12 protein-coding genes are annotated in these 21,620 nt (G+C 72.4%); 5 read left to right on the forward strand and 7 right to left on the reverse strand.

Features of this window, described 5'->3' with window-relative positions:
• Window positions 1-82 precede the first annotated feature (82 nt).
• Window positions 83-469, forward strand: coding sequence for a hypothetical protein (locus ACZ7LS_RS21000; protein WP_382667269.1), 387 nt, complete (start codon window positions 83-85; stop codon window positions 467-469).
• 75 nt (window positions 470-544) lie between these two features.
• On the opposite strand, the gene ACZ7LS_RS21005 is transcribed toward ACZ7LS_RS21000, so the two are convergent.
• The 4 genes from ACZ7LS_RS21005 to ACZ7LS_RS21020 form a co-directional block, all read right to left on the reverse strand.
• Window positions 545-1,318, reverse strand: coding sequence for a hypothetical protein (locus ACZ7LS_RS21005; RefSeq protein WP_382527898.1), 774 nt, complete (start codon window positions 1,316-1,318; stop codon window positions 545-547).
• Entirely contained in the window at window positions 1,315-3,204 is a 1,890-nt protein-coding gene (locus ACZ7LS_RS21010) for a class I adenylate-forming enzyme family protein (protein ID WP_385130212.1), read from the reverse strand. The genes ACZ7LS_RS21005 and ACZ7LS_RS21010 overlap by 4 nt, the downstream gene beginning before the upstream one ends.
• Complete coding sequence (locus ACZ7LS_RS21015; protein ID WP_385130214.1) at window positions 3,201-14,576, reverse strand: amino acid adenylation domain-containing protein; 11,376 nt, start codon at window positions 14,574-14,576, stop codon at window positions 3,201-3,203. The genes ACZ7LS_RS21010 and ACZ7LS_RS21015 overlap by 4 nt, the downstream gene beginning before the upstream one ends.
• A gap of 415 nt (window positions 14,577-14,991) precedes the next feature.
• Window positions 14,992-15,648: a TetR/AcrR family transcriptional regulator gene (locus tag ACZ7LS_RS21020; RefSeq protein WP_382527891.1), complete on the reverse strand. Its 657-nt coding sequence runs from the start codon at window positions 15,646-15,648 to the stop codon at window positions 14,992-14,994.
• Between the two features lie 76 nt (window positions 15,649-15,724).
• Between ACZ7LS_RS21020 and ACZ7LS_RS21025 the strand changes: the two genes are divergently transcribed.
• Genes ACZ7LS_RS21025 through ACZ7LS_RS21035 form a run of 3 tightly spaced genes read left to right on the forward strand, consistent with a single transcriptional unit; the run spans window position 15,725 to window position 17,725 of the window.
• Entirely contained in the window at window positions 15,725-16,417 is a 693-nt protein-coding gene (locus ACZ7LS_RS21025) for an NAD(P)-dependent oxidoreductase (protein ID WP_382667279.1), read from the forward strand.
• Between the two features lie 35 nt (window positions 16,418-16,452).
• Entirely contained in the window at window positions 16,453-16,818 is a 366-nt protein-coding gene (locus ACZ7LS_RS21030; protein ID WP_385130551.1) for a pyridoxamine 5'-phosphate oxidase family protein, read from the forward strand.
• 7 nt (window positions 16,819-16,825) lie between these two features.
• Window positions 16,826-17,725 (forward strand): haloalkane dehalogenase, encoded by a 900-nt coding sequence (locus tag ACZ7LS_RS21035; protein WP_382527943.1) that lies wholly within the window; start codon window positions 16,826-16,828, stop codon window positions 17,723-17,725.
• A 39-nt stretch (window positions 17,726-17,764) separates the two neighbouring features.
• On the opposite strand, the gene ACZ7LS_RS21040 is transcribed toward ACZ7LS_RS21035, so the two are convergent.
• Both ACZ7LS_RS21040 and ACZ7LS_RS21045 read right to left on the reverse strand, forming a co-directional pair.
• Complete coding sequence (locus tag ACZ7LS_RS21040; protein WP_385130217.1) at window positions 17,765-18,397, reverse strand: FAD-dependent oxidoreductase; 633 nt, start codon at window positions 18,395-18,397, stop codon at window positions 17,765-17,767.
• A 611-nt stretch (window positions 18,398-19,008) separates the two neighbouring features.
• The gene (locus ACZ7LS_RS21045; RefSeq protein ID WP_382527879.1) at window positions 19,009-19,548 is read right to left on the reverse strand and encodes a TetR/AcrR family transcriptional regulator; all 540 of its coding nucleotides are present in this window, start codon (window positions 19,546-19,548) and stop codon (window positions 19,009-19,011) included.
• 221 nt (window positions 19,549-19,769) lie between these two features.
• Here ACZ7LS_RS21045 and ACZ7LS_RS21050 point away from each other — a divergent pair, with 221 nt between their 5' ends.
• Window positions 19,770-21,239: an aldehyde dehydrogenase gene (locus ACZ7LS_RS21050; protein WP_385130220.1), complete on the forward strand. Its 1,470-nt coding sequence runs from the start codon at window positions 19,770-19,772 to the stop codon at window positions 21,237-21,239.
• Here the strand turns inward: ACZ7LS_RS21050 and ACZ7LS_RS21055 are convergent.
• Window positions 21,234-21,587, reverse strand: coding sequence for a DUF1330 domain-containing protein (locus tag ACZ7LS_RS21055; protein WP_382527873.1), 354 nt, complete (start codon window positions 21,585-21,587; stop codon window positions 21,234-21,236). The genes ACZ7LS_RS21050 and ACZ7LS_RS21055 overlap by 6 nt on opposite strands.
• Between the last annotated feature and the right edge of the window lie 33 nt (window positions 21,588-21,620).

Here is a 21,620-nt window from a genome sequence, read left to right on the forward strand (position 1 = left end):
GCTCCCTACACTAGTCTGACTTCCTGTCAGCAGACCAGGAGACCAGGGGACACTGGTCCGCGGGACTTTCAGGGAGGCCGCCGTGGGGGACGGGGCTACGACGCACAGGGTGTACGAGGACGCCGTCGATTACCTGTGCCGCAATCTTGAGGAGCTGCGTCAGCTGGTCGGCCCCGCCGTCTGGGCCGCGGCCTTCCCGGTCGTACGGGACGCGGATCCGAGCGGGACCGAGTGGCGGGACGCCGTGCGCGCGCTGCACGAGGCGGCCGAGGCGGCGGGAATCCCGAACGGGCTCGGGCTTCCCGCCACCATGGGCGTGGGCGACCGGCCGGGCGCCCCCACGGCGCGGTCGGTCGGCTGGGTCTGTCCCACGCGCCGCTGTGCCCGGGTCGAGCCGCGGGACGGAGCCTCGGCTCCGGCGCCGATGTGTGACCTGGGCGGGGGATTCATGCGCCCGGTGAACGGCTGAGGCGGTCGGTTCCGCCTCGCCCGAGGCGGCGTTCACCCTGCGCCGGCCGGTTCCTGGATGTGTCCGGTTCGGCGGTCAGCGGGGTGAGCCGGCGTCGTCCGGGGCGGTGGTGTCGGCGCAGGTGCCGGCCGGGCTCTTGTCCTTGGCGAGAAAGATGGTCTGCGCCATCATCCGGTACCCGGACATTTCCTCGCGCAGGGTCTCTATGGACTCCTCCGGGTGCACCGAGTCGATCACCGCGTTCGGGCCCACCGCGTTGAACTGGTGTGACACTCCGCGCGGGATCTGCATGTCCACCCAGGAGCACGGCGGCACGATCACGTTGTACCGGACCCGGTGCACCCCGGCGGGCGTACCGGGCAGCGCGTCGGTGAAGGTGGCCAGCGGCCCGGCCCAACTCGGCGGCGCGGGCCGCACGGTGAGGGGCGACAGGCTCGAAACCCGGATCGTGGTCTCCGGACCGGTCATCATCCGTACGAACCGCAGCCCGGTGTGCAGGTGCATCCGCGAGCAGAGGTCGCGTTCCGCGGTGTCGTAGAAGTCCATCAGATAGCGGTCGGCGAAGAAGTCCTCGAAGGGGGGTTCCAGCATGAGCACATGGCCCTCCTCGAACTCCTGCGCCTGCTTGAGCCCGCCGGCCGGGGCCGGGTGCTCCTGCTCCGCGCGGTGTGCCTCCCGGACCAGCCCGGCGAGGGCGTCGACCACGGTCAGCGCGACGTCCGGGGGCAGTCGCAGCACCGGGGTCAGCCGGTTGCGGCCGGGGTCCTGGTGCCGCCTGACGTCGAGGATCTCGTCCTCGTGGTCGGGAGACCGCTTCATGCGGCCGGTCGTCTCGGTGTCTCGGGTCATCCCGTCGCTCCAGTGATATCGCTCGGTCCGGATTCCTGCTGCCTGGCCCACAGCACGCCGCCCAGATCATGTCGCCCGGCACGCAGCACCGAACAGCCCGTGGTCGGGAATCCGCCGTGGCGCAGCCGGGCCAGGCGCGTCCAGCGGTCCGCGCGGCCGTCCTCGGCGGAACCGTCCAGGAAGGTCATCAGGAGGCCCAGCGGCCAGGCGGGACCGTCGGCGGCGGGGCCGTGCGGGAGTACGAGCAGTGAGCCGCCGCCGAAGCGGGCCTCGGTGCCCAGCGGCACCGGTGGCCCCTCGAACCCGTGGCGGGCCGCCACCTCCGCGGCGAGTTCGCCGTGCACCGCCAGGGGCCATTCGGTGAGGAGCGTCCGCCGCCACCGGGCCTTGGCCGGGGACAGCTCCGGGTCGTCCGCGGTGTGCCAGTGCTCCCGCAGGAAGTCGAAGGCGCCGAAGACGGCTTCCCCGCCTTCTCGCGGGCGGTCCCCGGCCCGCGCGGCCAGCGCGCGCAGGGCGGGATGCCCGGCGCCCGACCGCAGCAGGTCGTGCGCGGTGGCGGCGGCGTAGCCCAGCAGGCGTTCGTACCGGGCGGGGGCCAGCCGGCGCGCGGCGAGGACCCGGCTCATCGCCGAGCGCCGCGGCTTGCCGGTGGATGTCGCCAGGAATCCGCCGAACTGGATCGCGGCCGGCCGCCGCGGCGTCCGCTCGTACAGTTCGCGTACGGCGGAGACCGGCTGTTCCGTGGCGATCAGCCCGATGTCCTGACCGAGCGTGGGTTCACCGACCGCGACAGCCGCGAAGCGGCCGGACAGGCCCGCCCTGCGCCAGCCTTGTTCGAGGTCGAGCGGGTAGTGCTTCTCCCCGCCCCGGTTGATGCGCTCACCGGCGCGGCCGCGCAGCACCAGCAGGCCGTCGCGCAGTTCGCCGAGGTCGCCGGTGCGCAGCCAGCCGTCGTCGGTGACCGTGGCCGCGGTAGCGCGGCTGTCCTGCCAGTAACCGGTCATGAGATCCGGCGTTCTGATCCACACCTCACCGGATTCCAGGCGCAGTTCGGTGTCCGGCAGCGGCGCCCCGACCGGCGGCATGCGGTCCAGGTACTGGTCGCGGAAGCCGGCGTCGTCGAGCCGGGGCATGGTGAAGCTGAAGTTGACCGCCTCGGTCAGGCCGTAGCCCTGCCGCAGGCGTGGGCCGTACCGGCGGTGGAAGCGGCGGGCGAGGTCGCTGCTCAGCGGGGCGGCAGCGGTGATCAGGTACTCCAGGCCGTCGGGCCAGTCGGGACCGGTCTCCAGCAGGTCGGCCAGCAGGGCGGGCACGATGGACGCGGTCCTGGCTCCCGTGGCGTTCAGCGCGGCGAAGTAGCCGGCCGGGTCGAAGACGGGCCGCAGGGTCAGCGGCGCGCCGGTGAGGTGGGTGCCGAGGAGGGACATGACCAGTGCGTTGCAGTGGTACAGCGGGAGGCAGGTGCCGTGCGGACGGTCCGGTGCGAGTCCGTGCAGGGCCGCGGTCTTGGCCGCGTTGCCCAGGACCGCGCGCCTGCTGAGCATGACTCCCTTCTGCGGGCCGGTGGAGCCCGAGGTGAACATGATGAAGGCGAGGCCGTCCGGGGCCGCGTGGGCACCTTCATCGGCGGCACCGGCATCGGCATCGGCATCGGGCAGGCTGGTGCGGTGCAGCCCGTGCACGTCCACCAGCGCCGTCGCGGACACGCGTTCGGCGATGGCCGCCACCGCCCGGTCGGTGGAACGGGGGTGCAGCGGGACCGCCACGAGTTTCAGGTCGAAGCAGCTGAGCAGCGTGTCCGCGAGTGCGCGCCCGTTGGGCAGCCGGATCACCACCCGTGCGCCCACGGGCAGTTCGGCGAGGGCGCCGTGGCCGGTGCGGATCAACGCAGCCTCCTCAGCAGGTCACGGAGCAGGACTCCGACATCGTCCACGTGCTGCGGCTGCATCACCCGGTGGTGGGCCGCGGCGACGTGAGCCACGGTCAGGTCGCCTCCGGTGTGGGGCCGCCAGAGTTCGTGGTGGGGGACACGGCGCGGCGCGCCGGGCGCCTCCGCCTCGATGTACGTGGTGTCCCCCGGGTGGCGGGGCGGCCGGTAGGCCCGGGTGAGCATGTCGTTGTGGCGCGACACCGCGATGACCCGGCTGATGTCGTCCTCGGTGAACCGGGCGAATACGCTCCCTTCGCGGCGCAGCAGTGTCGCGACGGTGTCGTAGTCGAGGTCCGTCGTGGCGAAGCGCTCGTCATCGAGACCGGCGGCCGTCAGCAGTACCCGGAAGACGCGCTGGTCGTCGATGGGCTGTTCCGGTCCGGCGGCGTCGCCCGCGACCGTGTCGACCAGGAACAGCGCTCCGGCCGGTTCGCCGAGTTCGTGCAGCCGGACGGCCATCGCGTGCGCCACCAGTCCGCCGAACGACCAGCCGACCAGGTGGTACGGGCCGCGGGGGCGGACTGTGCGCAGCAGGCCCACGTACCGCTCGGCCATCGCTTCGACGGAGCCGGGCAGCTCGGCCACTCCCCCGGGGCCCTCGGCCTGGATGCCGTACACCGGGTGGTCCCGGTCGATATGGCGCAGCAGCCCGGAGTACAGCCAGCTGATCCCGCTGAGCGGATGCACGCAGAACACGGGTGCGGCCGCGCCGCCGGTGCGGAACGGCACCAGGTGCCCCGATGCGCCGTCCGGCGACGCGCGATCGAGGAGACGGCTCAACGCGGCGGGGGTGGCGGCCTCGAAGACGTCGCGGATCGCCGGTTCCAGGCCGAGCACAGTCCGGACGCGTGCGGTCAGCCGCGCCGCCAGGAGCGAATGCCCGCCCAGTTCGAAGAAGTTGTCAGCGGGGCCGACGCGGGGCAGGCCGAGTACCTCGGCGAAGAGTTCGCCCATCAGATGCTCGCGCAGGTTCTCCGGCGGGGGCACGTCGTCCCCGGGCGCCCAGTCCGGTTCGGGCAGCCGGTCGCGCAGCAGCTTTCCGTTGGCGCTGAGCGGGAGCCGGTCCAGCGCCAGCAGGCGGGCGGGCACCATGTAGTCCGGCAGGTGCCGGGCCAGGTGCGCGCCCACCGAGCGCAGGTCGGCGCCGGCGGGTACGACGTACCCGACCAGCCTGCGGTCGTCGGCGTTCCGGTCGTGCACGGCCACCGCGGCGGCGTGGACGTCCTCGTGGCGGGCCAGTACGGCTTCGATCTCACCGAGTTCGACGCGATGGCCGCGGATCTTCACCTGGTCGTCGGTCCGGCCGTGGAAGAGCAGCACCCCGCCCGCGGTCCATGACGCGAGATCGCCGGTGCGGTACATCCGGTGCCCCGCGGGGCCGAAGGGATCGGGTACGAACCGGGTCGCGGTCAGCGCCGGCCGGTGCAGGTAGCCCGTGGCCACGCCCGCGCCGGCCACGTACAGCTCGCCGGTCACGCCCGGAGGTACGGGCCGCAACCTGGCGTCGAGCACGTAGCACCGGGTGTTCCACAGCGGACGCCCGAGGGGCACGGCGGCGGTCGTCACGCGGCCGACGGGGTGGGCGGTGGACCAGACGGTGGTCTCGGTCGGGCCGTAGCAGGCGAGCAGTGACGCCGTGAGGCCGGTCAGTTCCGTGGCCTGCCGCGCGGGGACCGCTTCGCCGCCGATGACCGCGCGGACGTGGCGCAGCCGGTCCGGCCGCCGGGTCATCAGGGCCTGCCACAGCGACGGGGTCCCCTGCATCACGGTGACCCGGTGCCGGTCGAGCAGCGTGGACAGTTCGCCGGGTTCCCGCAGCGTGTCCTGGCCGGCGAGCACCATCGCCGCGCCGGTGACCAGCGGGAGGTACAGCTCGGGCTTGGACATGTCGAAGCCCGCGGGCGCGGCGGCCAGCACGCGGTCGGCCGCTCCGACCGCCAGCCGCTCGCGCAGGGCGAGTACGAGGTTCACGAGCGCACTGTGAGGCACGACGACGCCCTTCGGCCGCCCGGTGGAACCGGAGGTGTAGGTCACGTACGCCGTGTTGTCCGGTACGAGCGCCGGCCGGGCGGCGCCGGCGGTGACGGTGAGCCCGTCGTCGTCGCGTACCACCAGGGCGGGGCGGGCGTCGGCCAGGAGTGCCGCGATCCGCCGTGGTGGCAGTGCGGGGTCGACGGGCAGATAGGCGGCGCCGGTCGACTGGACCGCGAGGAGCGTGGCGGGGAGGTCGGGGCCGCGGCGGACCTGTAGTGCGACGAGGCTGCCGGGACCGGCTCCGCGGGCGCTGAGTTCGGCCGCGACGTGGTCCGCCCGCTCGGCCAGCTCCCGGTAGGTGAGCACGGTCTCCCCGTGGTAGACGGCCGGTGCGTCGGGGACGCGCAGTGCCTGTGCGGCGAACAGTCCGGCCACCGTGACCGCGGGCACGTCATGAGCGGTGGCGTTCCAGTGTCCGGTCAGCCGCTCCCTCTCACCGGCGACGAGGACCGGCAGGTCGGAGATCCGGCGGTGCGGCTCCGTCGCCACCGCCCGCAGCAGCCGTTCCAGCCGGGCGAGCAGCAGACGGGCGGAGGCCGGGGCGAACAGTTCGGTGTCGTACTCCAGCAGGCATTCGACACCCGCTTCCGCTCCGTTGTCCGTGTGGCGCCGGCGCAGGCTCCACAGCAGGTCCATGCGTGAGGCACCGCCGTGCACGGCGACCGGCTCGGCCTCCAGCCCCGGCAGGTCGAACTCCACGGGTGGTGTGTCCTGGAAAGCCAGCATCACCTGGAAGACGGGGTGGCTGGAGAGCGAGCGCGGCGGATTGACCGCCTCGACCACCTGCTCGAACGGCAGTTCCTGGTGGGCGAAGGCGTCGAGATCGGTGGTGCGGACCCGCTGGAGCAGTTCGGTGAACGTCGGGCCGCCACTGAGGTCGGTGCGCAGTACCACGGTGTTGACGAAGCAGCCGACGGTGTCGTGGAGCGACGCGTCGTGCCGTCCGGCGACCGGCGTGCCGATGGGGATGTCCTCGCCGGCACCGAGCCGTGACAGCAGTACCGCGACCGCCGCGTGCACCACCATGAACAGGCTGGTCCCGGTGGACCGTGCGAGCCGGTTCAGCCGCGCGTGCAGGCCTGTGTCGAGGGTGAGGTCGACGGTCTCACCTCGGTGGGCGGACACCGGAGGTCTGGCGTGGTCGGTCGGCAGCGGCAGTACCTCGGGGGCACCGCGCAGTGTTTCCGTCCAGTACGCGATCTCGGCGCGGCGGTCGAGATCGCGCTGCCAGAGGGCGTAGTCCGCGTACTGCACGGGCCGGCTCGTCCACGACGGGGCGCGGTCCGTGACACGCGCCCGGTAGGCGGTGGACAGGTCGCGGGCCAGTGGGGCCAGTGACCAGCCGTCGGCGGCGATGTGGTGGAGCAGGATCAGCAGCACGTGCCGCTCGGGGGCGGTCTCGCAGAGCAGGACGCGGACCGGGAGTTCGGTGCCGAGTCCGAAGACGTGTGCGGCCGCGTCGGCGAGCAGGCCGGGCAGCTCGGCCTCGGAGGTGGCCACTGACTCGAACGGCAACTCCTCGGCGGCGCGGATGTGCTGGTAGGGCTCGCCGTCGAGCTCGGTGACGGTGGTGCGCAGGCTCTCGTGCCGGTCGAGTACGTCGCCGAGGGCCGCGCGAAGGCGCTTCGCGGAGAGCGGCCCGCTCAGCCGGACCGCGAAGGACATGTTGTAGACCGAGTTGGGGCCGGAGAGGCGGCTGAAGAACCACAGTCGCCGCTGCGCGGCGGAGAGCGGGACCCGGTCCGGACGGGCGGACGCGGCGATTGGGGCCCGCGGTACGCCGGTGGGCTCGGGCAGGCGCACCGCCAGGTCGGCGACGACCGGGGCGTCGAACAGGGTGCGGATGCTCAGTTCGCAGCCGAGCTCCGCCCGCAGCCGGTTGATCAGCCGGGTGGCCAGCAGCGAATGTCCGCCCAGGTCGAAGAAGCTGTCCTCCGCGCCGACCTCGGGGACCCCCAGTGTTTCGGCGAACAGCGCGCACAGGAGCCGTTCGCGCTCGTTCTCCGGCGGGCGGCTCACCGGAAGCGCAGACTCCGGTTTCGGCAGGGCCCGGCGGTCCAGCTTGCCGTTGCCGGTCAGCGGTATCGCGTCGACCGGCAGGATGAAGGCGGGGACCATGTGCGCGGGCAGGAGCGTCCGGGCGTACTCGCGCAGTCCGGCCGGTGCCGGTTCCCCGCGCGTCACCACGTAGCCGAGCAGTCGGCCGCCGTCGGCGTCCGCGTCGGCGAGCACCACGGCGCGGTCCACGGCGGGGTGCCGTTCGAGGACCCGCTCGATCTCCCCGGGCTCGACCCGGTAGCCGCGGATCTTCACCTGGTGGTCCGTCCGGCCCAGGTACTCCAGCGTGCCGTCGGGCCGCTGCCGCGCGAGGTCCCCCGAGCGGTACATCCGTTCGCCGGGCGCGCCGAAGGGATCGGCGACGAAACGGCTCGCGGTGAGTCCGGGCCGCCCCAAGTATCCCCGCGTCACCCCGGGGCCGGACACGTGGATCTCACCGGGGCAGCCCGGCGGGACCGGCCGCAGGGCGTGGTCCAGCAGACGCAGTCGCAGATCGGGCAGCGCGGTGCCGACGGTCCCGGTGGTCTCGTCGGGGTCGGTCAGCTCGGCATAGGTCGAGTGCACGGTGGTCTCGGTGATCCCGTACATGTTGACGAGCGCCGGCCGGCCGGGGCCGTGCCAGGAGCGGATACGCGTCGGTTCCAGCGCCTCACCGGCGAACACGACGACCCGCAGCGCGGGCAGCGCCGGTCCCGTCTCCGCTTCGGCCCGCATGAGCTGGTAGAACGCCGACGGGGTCTGGCTCAGCGCGGTGACCTGCTCCCGGGCGAGCAGTTCCAGGAGTTCCCGTGGTGATCTGGCGACATCGTCCGGCACCACGACCAGGCGACCCCCGCGGCCCAGCGCGGTCCACAGTTCCCACACCGACACGTCGAAGGCGTAGGAGTGGAACAGCGTGTGCACGTCGTCGTCGCCGAAACCGAACCGGCCGTCGGTCACGGCGAGCAGCCGACCGACGTTGTGGTGCGACACCACGACGCCCTTGGGGGCGCCGGTGGAGCCCGAGGTATAGATGACGTAGGCGACACTGCGGGGGTCCACGGCCAGGCGGAGGTCGTCCGCCGGGTACGCGGCGGCCGGATCGGTGCCGTCGAGCACGATCTGCGGACGGGGCGACGCGATCCGCTCGTTCGTCACGACGAGGACGGGGTCGGCGTCCGACAGCGTCTGCCGCACCCGTTCCCCGGGATGGGCCGGGTCCAGGGGCAGGTAGCCGGCCCCCGACTTCAGCACGGCCAGCACGGCCACCACGAGATCCGCGGAGCGTCCCAGCACCAGGGCCACCAGGCGTTCCGGTCCGGCGCCGCGCGCGATCAGGAACCGGGCGAGGCGGTTCGCCCGCGCGTTGAGTTCCCCGTAGGACAGGGTGGTGTCCCCACAGGTGAGAGCGGGGGCCTCCGGCCGTCGGCGCACCTGTGCCTCGAACAGCGCGGGAAGCGTGACCGGGTCGGAGGCCGCTCCGTTCTCCGGCCCTGTCGCGGCGGGGCACGCTCCGGTCTCCGCCGGAATCTCGCGCTCGTCGGGCAGGAGCAGGCCGAGCTGCCCCAGTCGCGCGTCCGGGTGCGCGGTGATCCGGCGCAGCAGTGCGCAGAGACGGTCGAGCAGCCGGCGGGCGCCCGCCTCGTCGAACAGGTCGGCGCTGTGGTCGAGGCGGAACCGCAGGCGGTCGCCCGGCATGGCGATCAGTGTCAGCGGGTAGTGCGTGCCGTCCCGGCCCTGGACGTCCCGGAGGTCCAGGCCGGGTACGAGATCACGCAGTCCGTTCTCGTCGACCGGGTAGTTCTCGAACACCACGACGGTGTCGAACAGTTCGGCGTGCCCCGCGATCGACCGCAGCCGCGTCAGGTCGGCGTGCTGGTGGTCCAGCATGGACAGCTGCTGGGCCCGCAGGCCGGCGAGGGACTCGGTGACCGACCGGTGCGGATCGAGGCGGACCCGTACGGGGATGGTGTTGATCAGCAGGCCGACGATGCGTTCCGAACCGGGCAGCTCCGCCGGTCTGCCGGAGACCGTCGCGCCGAACACCACGTCGTCCCGTCCGGTCAGGGCGCCGAGCAGCACCGCCCACGCCAGCTGTACGACGACGTTGGCGGTCAGCCCGTGCTGCCGTGCCACGGCGTCGACGCGTGCGCTCGCGGTGGCGTCCAGTTCGGTGGTCAGCCGGTGGCGGGCGGCGGCCGAGCCGCGCTGTCCCGCCCCGCCGACCAGTGTCGGGCCGTCCACGGAGGACAGCAGCGCGCGCCAGGCGGCCTCGTCCGCGCGGGAGTCGCGGGTGGCCAGCCAGTCGAGGAAGTCGCGGTACGGCGTCGCGGGCGGGAGCGTGCGGCCGGCGTAGAGCGAGAACAGCTCCGTGATCAGGATCGGCATCGACCAGCCGTCCAGCAGGAGGTGGTGCGTGGTCAGTACGAAGGTGTGCCGTTCATCGGACCGGTGCCGCAGGGCACCGCGGAGCAGTGGGGGGCGGGCGAGGTCGAAGCGCCTTCCGCGGTCGGTGTCGAGGAAGTGTTCGAGGTCCTCGTGCGCGGGTATCTCCTGCCATTCCACGGTGAAGTCGGGGACGACCACCTGGACGGGACGTCCCGACGGGCTGTGCCGGACACCGGCGGAGAGCTGGGGGTGGCGCAGCAGCAGGCGGTGGAGTGCGTCGCGCAGCCGGGCGCGGTCCAGCGCTCCGCCGAGTTCGAAGACGAACTGGACGAGGTAGGGGTCGGCGCCGTCGTGGTCGTAGAGCGAGTGGAACAGCAGTCCCTGAGCCAGCGGGGGCAGCGGCAGCTCGCCGGTCGCGCGGGCGCGGCCACGGTGCGCCAGCGCCGCCAGTACGTCGGACCACCGCCGCGCGAGCCCGGTGATCCGGGCCTCGTCGAGCAGTCCCCCCGGCCAGGACCAGTTCGCCACCAGCCGGGGGCCGTCGGGGTGGTCGGCGATCACCACGTCCAGTGCCACGGGGTGACTCATCGCCAGCCCGCCGCCGGTGGGCGCGCCGTCGGCCGTCGTGGGGTCGGCGGTCGTGGGGTCGGCCGCGACCGCCCAGTCGCCGTCGCCGACGTCGAAACGGCCCAGGTAGTTGAAGGCGAACTGCGGCGACGGCCGGGCGGCCAGCGCCGGTGCGCTCTGCGGGTTGAGGTGGCGCAGCAGACCGTAGGCCAGTCCGGCGCGCGGGGCGTCCCGGACACCGGCCCGGACCTTGGCCACCGCACCGTCGAGCGCGGCCGGATGGCTCCGCGCGTCGGCCCAGGAGCAGCCGGGGTCGAGCACCACGGGGAACAGGGTGGTGAACCAGCCGACGGTGCGTGACAGGTCCAGGTTGGCGGCGAACTCCTCGCGGCCATGGCCCTCAAGGTCCACCAGCAGCGTGTCCGGTCCCTCCCGCCAGTCGGCGGCGGCCAGGGCGAACGCGGTCAGCAGCAGGTCGTGCACCGAGCAGTCGAAGGCCGCGGTCGCGTCGGTCACCAGGCGCGCGGTGAGCGTGCCGGGCAGGGTGACGGAGTGCCGGCGCCGGGTGTCCTCGGTGTCCACCGCGCCGTCCAGCGCACGGCCGGCGACGGGGGGATCGTCGGGCGCCTCCCGCCACCGGGGGAACGCGTCGAGCACGGACGTGTGGTGGGCGTGCCGGGCCAGTGCCCGTGCCCACTGGGGGAAGGAGGTTCCCGTCGGTTGCGGCCGCGGTGTCCGCCCGTCGCGGACGGCTTCCCAGGCGGCCCGCAGGTCTTCCTGGATGATGCGCCAGGAGACACCGTCGACAGCGAGGTGGTGCGCGGTGAGGGTGAGTTCGCCCGGCTCGAACGGTCCGGCGTCCCGCCAGCTCGCGTGCACCACCCGCCCATGCTCCGGATCGAGCCCCGTACCCGGCCGGTTCAGCTCGACCGCGACATGCGGCCGCACCTCCAGAGCCCACAGTCCGCCCACCATGGTCAGTGAGAGCCGCAGCATGCCGTGGTGGTCGACCAGGGCCTGCACCACCGCGCGCACCTGCGTCTCGGTCATGCCCGCCGGAGTGCGCACGGTCAGGGACTGGACGAAGCCGTCGACCGGGCCGCCGCGTTCGCGCAGCCAGTGCATGATGGGCGTCAGCGGGACCGTGGGATCCCCCGCGTCGTCCAGCGTGATCCGGTGCCCGGGGTCCGGCCCGGCCCGGACGCCGCCGGCGAGGGCGGAGACGGTGGGCGTGCGGAACACGTCGGGGGTGCTGATGGCCAGACCGGCCCGCCGCGCCGCGCCGGCGAGCTGGATCGCCTTGATGCTGTCGCCGCCCAGCTGGAAGAAGTCCTGGTCGAGCGGAACGCTCTCCAGGCCGAGTATCTCGCCGAACAGCTCGGCCAGCCGGTGTTCCACGGGGGTACGGGGAGCACCGGCGGCGTCCGTGCTCCCGGTGCCCGGAGCGGGCAGCGCGGCCCGGTCGAGTTTGCCGTTGCGGGTCAGCGGCAGCCGGTCCACCCGCACGACGGCCGCGGGCACCATGTACGGGGGCAGCCGGCCCGCCACGCCGCTGAGCAGCGCCGCCGTGTCGCCCGAGGCCGCCACGTAGGAGACCAGCCGCCGCACCCCGGGCCGGTCCTCGCGCAGGAGGGTCGCGGCCTGCCGTACGCCGGGCTCGGCCAGCAGCGCGGCGTCGATCTCACCCAGTTCGATCCGGAAGCCGCGGAGTTTGACCTGTCCGTCGGCGCGCCCCGCGAACTCCAGCCGCCCGTCGCGGTTCCAGCGGGCCAGGTCGCCGGTGCGGTAGACGCGGGCACCGGGCGGACCGGACGGATCGGCCACGAAGCGTTCGGCGGTCGCGGCCGGCCGGCCGAGATAGCCGCGTGCGACCCCGGCGCCCCCGAGGTACAGCTCTCCCACCACGCCGGGCGGTACGGGCCGCAGCGCGTCGTCGAGCAGCAGCACCCGCTTGCCGTCCAGCGGTGTGCCGATGGGGACCGTGCCGGTGTCCCCGGGCACTTCCCCGACGGCGAACCTGGTCGCGAACACCGTGGTCTCGGTGGGTCCGTATCCGTTGACCACGGTCAGTTCGGGCAGCGCGGACCGTACGGCGCGCACCGCCGCGGGTGACACCACGTCTCCGCCGGTCCAGATCTGGCGCAGTCCGGCCAGGCACGCGGGGTCCTCGGTGGCGACGGCGTTGAACAGCCCGGCGGTGAGCCACAGTCCGGTGATGCCGGTGACGGCCGTGATCCGGGACAGGCCGGCGGGGTCCAGCCGGCCCGGCGGGGCCACGATCACCTCGCCGCCGGTCAGCAGTGGCACCCATAGTTCCAGGTTGAAAGCGTCGAAGGCGTGCGGGGAGTGCAGCAGCACCCGGTCCGCGCCGCCTTCGGACCACCACCGGTCGGCGGCGAGCCCGGCGAGGGCGCCCTGAGTGATCGCGACGCCCTTGGGCCGTCCCGTGGAGCCGGATGTGAACATGACGGACGCCAACGTGTCCGGCGTGACCCGTGGCCGCACGTCCCCGGTGCCGGACGCGCGTACGTCGAGCGGGCGCACCCCGCGGTCACGGGCCCGCGCGACGACCGGGTCGTCCGCGGTCGTGCGGTCGGTGAGCAGCAGCCGGGCCCCCGCGTCGGACAGGACCGCGTCCTGCCGGGCGAGCGCGTCGTCGCGTTGCAGGGGGACGTAGGCCGCGCCGGCCTTCACGACGCCGAGCGCCGCGACGACCAGGTCCACCGACCGTTCCAGCAGCAGCGCGACGATGTGCCCGGGGCCCAGGCCGGCCGCTGCGATCCCGGCGGCCAGCGCCGAACTACGCAGGTCCAGTTCGCGGTAGGTCAGCCGCTCACCGGTCCCGGCCGACCGCACCGCGAACGCGTCGGGCGACCGGCGCACCTGTTCGGCGAACCGGCCGGTGGCCGTGCCGGTGGCCGTGCCGGTGGGCTCGGACGGCGTGCGGTCGCCGGTGCCCAGGGCCGCGCCGCGCCGGCGCTCCCGCGCGGTGGTCGCGGCGATCCGGGCCACGGGTGTGTCGCTGTCGGCCTCGGCCACCTGCCACAGCACGTGCAGGAAGCGGTCGGCGACGTCCCGCAGCAACTCCTCGCCGTGGTTGGCGGGGTTGGCGTCGAAGTCCAGGCGCAGCCCTCCGTCGCCCCGGTCGTAGGCGACGATCGAGAGGTCCTCCGACGGCGGTGCCTGAAGGTTGTGGACGCTCGCCGTCGTCGGGCCGAACCGCAGCGGCCGGTCGAAGCGCTGGATGTTGAGGACGGGCCCGAAGAACTTCCGGCCGTCCTCGGGACAGCCCAGCTCCCGGCGCAGGTGCTCGCCCCGGTACCGCTGGTGCCGGAGCGTCAGCCGCAGTTCGCCGGCGACCTGGGCGATCAGCCCGCCGACGGTGTCCGCCGGATCGGTGTGCAACCGCAGCGGGAGGACGTTGGCCGTCATCGCGGGTACGGTACGGGCGAGTTCGGCCGGGCGGCCGGCGACCGGAAGGCTCAGTACGACGTCACGGCTCCCGGTCACCGCGTGCAGGTGGATGGCGGTCACGGCGGTGAGCAGCCGGGTCCAGCGGTGCCCGAGCCGTCGCGCGCCGGCTCGTAACCCGGTGAACTCCTCCGTCGACAACAGCCTGGTCAGCCGCAGCGAACGGTCCGAGGCCGGGGCCGGGTGGGTACCGAGGCTCAGGAAGTCGGGCCGCCCGGCCAGCCGGTCCAGCCACCAGTCCCGGTCCGCGGTGTGTTCGGCGGATTCCCGGTAGGCGGCCTCGGCGCGCACGAGTCCGGCAAGTCCGTTCCAGCCGCTCCCGGGTACAGCGCGCCCCTCGTACAGACAGGTGTAGATGTCGGCGACGCGTTCGGCGAACAGGGCCATGCCCGCGCCGTCGAGAGCGATGTGGTGGACCCGGTGGAACACCAGCGTGCGGTCGTCGGCGACGCGCAGTACGGCCCCCAGGAACAGCGGTCCGTCGTCGCTGCCCCCGGCCGCGTCCATGCTCGCCCGCATCCACTCCACAGCCGCGGCGTCCGGGTCGGACGCCGCCCGGAGATCGATCACTTCGGTGCTGTGTTCCGTGGCCGGAATAAGCCGTTGCTCGGGCGAAGCATCCGTCGATTCGGTGATGCGGACATTGATCGCCTCGCAGTCCGCCGCGGCTTTACCGACGGCGGCGGCCAGGAGGCCGATGTCGACGGCGCCGTCCAGGACGAGATACTCCGCCCACTGGTAGGCGCCGGGCCGGCTGAGCCCGGCGCGCTCCGCCAGCCAGACCCCCAGCTGGGCATCGGAAAGTCGCAGTTCAGGGCCGTTTTTGGGCATGAGACGAACATCCCCATCGGTCATGCTGGTGGTCTGCCAGCAACTGCCGTCGGACGTGGCCGGGTTGCTCTCGGGAGTCGACCACTCCATAGAAACAGCAGGCCATGAAACAGTAAAGGAAGGGTAATATGATCCATCTCACGATTAGTTGAGGCCGCGTCAAAACCCGGTGCGCGCAAAGCACAGAGACGCGAAGAGCGCGTCATGGACCGGGAATGCACACACCGCCGGTCCCAAGGGCTGTCTGTCCCGCAATCCCTGGCGTATGGCCGTCAGGGGGTCTCGTACGGTGCCGTCGAAGACCGGCATCCCGAAAACCTCGCCGCACCGCTCCACCGCCCCACCGCCCCACCGCCGCACCGCCCCCGCCCCACCGCTTCCTACCGGAGCACCAGCACCGTATGCGCCGAGGTGGTCAGGGCCGGACGGCGCCTCCACCGGAGGCCGACGAGCCCCGCCGGCCCGCTTTGACGGTCCCCGGGATGCGCGGCCTCGGGGTCAGCGCCGCGCGCAGTGCCGGGACAAGGATCTGGCGGGTCTCGGCCTGAGTGAGGGCGGCCGGGGTGGGAAGGGGGTTGAGGTAGCGGGTGTAGATGAGGCCGCCGAGGATCGTCACCACCGCCGTGGCGCGTGCGGTCGCGTCCCGGCCGCCCAGAAATTCACCAAGCCGGGCCAGCAGCTCGTGTTCCAGGTATTCGCGGATCACCTCGGCGGCCTCGTCGCCCTGGGCGGTGAGCCGGCGGAAGTCGGCGTCCTCCCACAGGTCCGTCACCGCGTCGATCAGACGGTCGGGGAGCGTGGCCGGGTCGCCGCCGAGGACGTCGTCCACCGCCAGCGCGTTGGCGCACTGGAACTGCATCACATCCGCGAACAGGCCCTTCTTGGAGCCGAAGTGGTATGCGATGAGCGCCGGGTCGACCCCGGCGGCCCCGGCCACCGCGCGCAGGGTGGTACGCCGGTAGCCGCGCTCCAGGAACAGCGTGCGGGCCGCCGAGACCAGCGATTCGCGGGTCGGCGGGTTGCCGCGTGGGCGACCTCGGGTACGGGCGGGGGCTGGGGCGGCGTTATTCATCAGCGTTGAGCCTGCATTCCGTGATCGGCAGGGTCAAGGGCGTTCCACACACCACTCGAAGGGATGCCCCGACATCATGCGTATCGCAGTCTTCGGCGCCAACGGACCGACCGGCCGCCATCTCACCGGCCAGGCCCTCGCAGCCGGCCACGAGGTCGTCGCCGTGACCCGCCGCCCCGGCTCCCTCCCCGCGCGGGCGGGCCTCACCGTCGCCGTCGCCGACGCCACCGATCCGGTGGCCGTCGACGCCGCGATCGGCGGGACGGACGCCGTGCTCTCCGCGCTGGGCGCGCGCTTCAGCAAGGAGCCCGTCACCACGTACTCGGCGAGCGCCACCGCCATCACCGGGGCCATGGCCCGCCACGGCATCAAACGCCTGCTCACCGTCAGCTCCAGCATCGCCGACCCGAACTGGCGGCCTACCGGAGCGCACTTCTTCAACCACGTGCTCGATCCCCTGGTGAACCGACGCCTCGGCCGCACCCTCCACGAGGACATGCGCCGTATGGAGACCGTGATCCGTCGGACGGACCTCGACTGGACCCTCGTGCGGCCCTCGGGCCTCTTCGAGCACTCCGCCATCACGGACTACCTCACCGCCGAGACCAGCGCCGACGGGGTCTTCACGGCCCGCGTGGACCTCGCCGCGAGCATGCTGCGCGAGCTGGAGGAGGAGCGGTACAGCCGCACGGCCATGGGCGTCATCACCACGGCCGTGAAGCCGAACATCGCCAGGCTGATCTGGCACGAGGGCGTGAAGAAGAGGTGAGCCGGGCCGCCGTCGAACTCCCCCTCGGCGCACGGATGTTCCTCGCCCGCCGCCACACAGCCACCCTCACCACGCTTCGCCCCGACGGCACCCCGCACGTCACCCCCGTCCGCTTCACCTTCGACGCGGCCACCGGCCTGGCCCGGGTGACCACCAGGGCCGGGGCCCGCAAGGCCCGGAACGTGGCGGCGGGCGGCCCGACGGCCCGCGTCGCGCTCTGCCAGGCGGACGGCTTCCGCTGGGTCACCCTCGAAGGCCGGGCCGCCGTCACCGACGACCCCGCACGCCTGGCCGAAGCGGTCCGCCGCTACGCCGCCCGCTATCGCGCGGCCCCGCCCGCCCTGCCGGACATGGTCGTCGTCGAGATCTCCGTCGAACGCGTCCTGAGCCTCAATCTCTGATCATCCCCTGTACGGAAAGCGACGTGACACCGCGATGCCCACCCTCCCCGTCCTCGACTCCACCCTCCACTACCGCGAGTCAGGCGACCCCGACGGACTGCCGTTCGTCTTCCTCCACGGCAACCCCACCTCCTCCCACGTGTGGCGGAACGTCCTGCCGGGCGTGGCAGCGCCCGGCCGCCGCCTTCTGGCCCCCGACCTCATCGGCATGGGCGACTCCGGCAAGCCGGACCTCGCCTACTCCTTCGACGACCACGCCCGCTACCTCGACGCATGGTTCGATGCCCTCGGTCTTGCGGAGGCCGTGCTCGTCGGCCACGACTGGGGCGGCGCGCTCGCCTTCGACCGCGCCGCCCGCCTCCCGGGCCGCGTCCGCGGCCTCGCCTTCACCGAGACCATCATCAAACCGCTGGTCGGCGACGAATTCCCGGCGGCCGGAAGGAAGTTGTTCGCCCTCCTGCGTACTCCTGGGGTGGGTGAGGAGATGATCCTGGAGAAGTCGTTGTTCATCCAGGGGCTCCCGGACACGCTCGCCACCCCGCTCGACCCCGCTGACCTGGAGATCTACCGTCGCCCCTTCCCGACCCCGCACAGCCGCCGCCCGATACTGGCGTGGACGCGCATGATGCCCCTGGACGCCGAGCCCGCCGATGTCGTGGCCCGCGTCGAACGCTACGACGCCTGGCTGGCCGCCAGCCCCGAAGTACCCAAGCTCCTCGCCGCGTTCGAGCCGGGCCCCGGTGCCATGACCGACCAGGGGGCCGTGGCCTGGTGCGAGGAGCACATCGCGGGCCTGGAGGTCTCCCGCCACGGCCTGGCCGGCCACCACTCCCCGGAGGACCGGCCCGGGGAACTGGCCGCAGCGATCACCGCTTGGGCCGACCGTCACGGGCTGACACGCCAATAGGCGCCCGCGATCACGGCGGCCGCCGCGCGGTGAGCGGCTTCAGGGCCGTGGGGCGTCCGGTCGTGCGGCTGATTCCGGGCGTTGCGGGGACCGGGCCCAGCTGGCCAGCCGCTTCAGGCGTTCCGCGGACAGGGACCCTGGTTCGGTGGTGGAGACGCCCAGGGTCTGCTCGGGGTCGTCCGCGGCGGTGAAGGCTTCGTAGCCCAGGACGAGGTCGCCGACGACGGGGTGGTGGAAGTGTTTGGTGCCGTGGGTGCGCTGGAACACGTGGCAGCCGTCCGGCGCGGGAGCGCCGCGCCGGGGGCCCGGCGCGGCCGGTGCGGTGTCAGAGTGCATACGGCGCAGGGCGTCCATGGCGCTGTCGAGGACTTGGCGGTCGGTGAGATGGGCGTGGTCGTGGGCGGGGCGGCCGGCGTTGAAGCCGAGGAGTACGGGCTTGCCGAAGGCCCGGTGTCCGTTGACCCACAACGACCAGCGGCCGGGGTCGGTGGGGTCGGACCATTCGATGAGGTCGGCCTTCTCGTCCCAGAAGACGGACGGGAATTGGAGCCAGAGCTTGTCGAGGAGGCCGGATCCGAGGGCTTCGATGGCCTCGCGCTTCCGGGAGGGCAGTGCGGGTTCGAAGGTGATCTTCCCGGCTTTGAGGACACCGATCGGACGGTGACGACGCACCGGTCCGCGCGCAGGTTCTCCCCGTCCGTGAGGGTGAGTGTCACGTCATCGGTGCGGCGGGCGACGCGCGTGACGACGGCGCCGGTCCCGCACCGGTGGCGCTCAGGATCCATCGCCTGGGCATTCCGGTCATGTCCTGCTCTCCTTTGGTGAAGACCCTGGATGTGGTACGCCTCTGGCGGCCGAGGGTCGGTTGTCGGCGATGTCCGTTGTCGGCGACGTCCGTTGTCAGTGATGTCGCTTGACGGCGATGTCACTTGACGGTGATGGAGTACGGCGCGACACCGGCGGGCCGGTCGGACGGCGGTCAGGGGCGTGTGCCGTCGCGGAGCAGCTTGGTGAGGAAGTCCGGGGCCTGGCGTTCGCCAATGCCGCCCTCGCCGACCAGTTTCCCAGGCGTACTCGGCCAGCGAGCACAGGGTGGAGGCGAGCCAGGCCGAGGGCATGTCCGTGCGGAACAGGCCCTCGCCTTGGCCGCGGACGACGAAGGCGGAGATCCGTTCCACGACCGCGTCCGCGGCATCACTCAGCTCGGCCACGCCGAGCACGTCCGCCTCCACGTAGACTCGCGCAGTTGTATGCCTCACATGAGGCAAAGATGCGTCAGGGTCTCAACCGACTCCGTGCAGGAACGAGGTCACCACGAGGTCGGCGGCCGGGCCTGGTTCGATGTCCACGAATACGTGCGCCATGTTGTCGACCAGGGTGCCGAGCAGCGCCATCGCCCATCCGGGAGGCAGGTCCTGCCGGATCAGTCCCTCGTCGGCCGCTCGCCGCAGAAACTCTTCCAGCCGTGCACGTTGCCCCTCGGCTCGCCGTTCGGCGTCGGGCTCTTCCTTCATCATCCGGCGAATGTCCAGCGGCCAGCACCGGCTGACCGGGATGATCAACTCGACGTATCGGTGCAGTGCGATCGCCACCGGCGCTCCGGTCAGGCGTGCCGCGTCGAGGACCGCCTCGGAGGCGTCGAGCTTCGCCGCGTAGACGGCGGACAGAAGCACCTCCCTGTTGGCGAACCGGCGATAGACCGTGCGCCGATCGACCCCCGCCTCCGCGGCGATCGCGGCCATGGTCGTCGCCGGGTCCCGCGCGAGCAGCCGCGCCCCTGTGCGCAGGACCGCATCCAGGTTGCGAGCCGCGTCGGCTCTCATGTCAGCGAGCACCTTCCGTAGTTCCAGGACGCCTCGGACGCGCCGCCTGGAGGCGTTTATGGAGACAGGTCGCGGTCGACCACTTGCCTCCACACCACTATAGAGCACATTCACATCACACTTCTTGCTCTAACTGTCACATCGACGTAGCGTTTCCAGGGCCCTGCCTCCCCCGACGACAGAAGCGCTCTGCTCCCCAGACCAGAAAGAAGACAGCAAGCATGATCGTGCACGACAAGCTCTATATCGGCGGTGTCTGGACCAACCCGAGTGACACCACCCGGCTCGACATCCGCTCCCCCCACGACCGGTCGCTCGTCGGCCGGTCCGTCCAGGCTCTCCCGGCCGACGTCGACCGCGCGGTCGCCGCGGCGCGACGGGCGTTCGACACGGGCCCCTGGAGACAGACGACCCCGCGACGGCGTCAGGACCTGATCGTCCGCCTCAACCAGCTCCGCGAGGCGCGCGGTGCTGAGATCGCCGCGCTGATCACCAGCGAGCGCGGCAATCCGCTGTGGTTCAACACGGCAGGCCAAGGCGGACTGACACGGCAGGCCCTCGGCTATCTCAAGGGCGCACGCGAGTTCGGCTGGGAGGAGGAGCTCGACTCCTCCGTCCCCGACGCCGCCTTCCGCAGCGTCGTGCGTCGCGAGGCCATCGGAGTCGTCGCCGCCGTCATTCCGTGGAACTCGCCGTTCTCGGCGGCGCTGGCGAAGCTGATCCCGGCGCTGCTCGCCGGCAACACCGTGGTCTTGAAGGCCGCGCCCGAGAATTCCCTGAGCATGATGCTGCTGGCCGGTCTTTTCGACGAACTGGGGCTGCCCGAGGGGGTCGTGAGCATCCTGCCGGCCGACCGTGAGACCAGCGAGCACCTGGTCGCACACCCCGGCATCGACAAGGTGGCGTTCACCGGCTCCACCCGCGCCGGACGCGATATCGCCGCCGTCGCCGGCCGACAGCTCAAGCGCGTCAGCCTGGAACTGGGCGGCAAGTCCGCGGCGATCATCCTGCCCGACGCGGACCTGAACGAGGCCGTGCCCGCGCTGCGGTTCTCCTCACTCGGAAACAACGGCGAGGCGTGCATCGCGCAGACCCGGGTGCTGGCGCCGCGCAGCCGCTACGAGGAGGTGGTGACCGCGCTCAAGGAGCTGCTGGAGGGACTGAAGGTCGGCGACCCGTCCGACGAGGACACCTTCATCGGTCCGCTCGTCCGCGCCGAACAGCAGGAGCGTGTGCGGTCCTATATCCGGCTCGGCGTCCAGGAAGGCGCCCGCCTGGTCACCGGCGGACCCGAGTCCCCGGCCGGTCTGGAACGGGGCAACTACGTCAAGCCGACGCTGTTCGCCGACGTCGACAACAGCATGCGGATCGCGCGCGAGGAGATCTTCGGTCCCGTCCTGGTGGTGATCCCCTTCGAGGACGAGGACGACGCCGTCCGCATCGCGAACGACTCCGAGTACGGCCTCAGCGGCGGCGTGTGGACGGCCGACGTGGAGCACGGCCTTGAGATCGCCCGCCGGATCCGTACCGGCACCTTCACCGTCAACGGCGCGCCCATCGGCTTCGACGGCCCGTTCGGCGGCTACAGGACCAGCGGCACCGGACGCGAGTACGGAGCGGTCGGCCTGACCGAGTACGTCGAACACAAGACGATCACGATCCCGGCGGACAGCGCGAGGGAAGCCTCATGACGCGGGCGCACCGGCCGTCCGCATGGCCGCCGCCGTGCGCGACGCGTCGTAGTCGGCCGGCACTCCCTCCAGGAAGACCAGTTCGCCGGGGATGTGGTCGGCGCGCAGCGGCAGGATCTCCTGGTAGGCGGGGGACGCGTACCAGTCGTGGGCGTGCGCCATGTCGGGGAACCCGACCACGACCAGGTCGCCGAGCCGCTCCCCCTCCACCCACTCGCCGGGCTTGCCGTGCGAGAGGAAGCGCCCGCCGTACGGCTCGAAGGTCCCCTGTACGCGCTCGATGTACTCCAGGACGTCGGGGTGCACCGCGGGTGCGGGACGCAGCACGGCTATGGCGTAGGCGGTCATGGACGAGCCCTCCTCGGGATCCGGTGGATACGG

This window comes from Streptomyces sp. NPDC039430 (genome assembly GCF_055639435.1).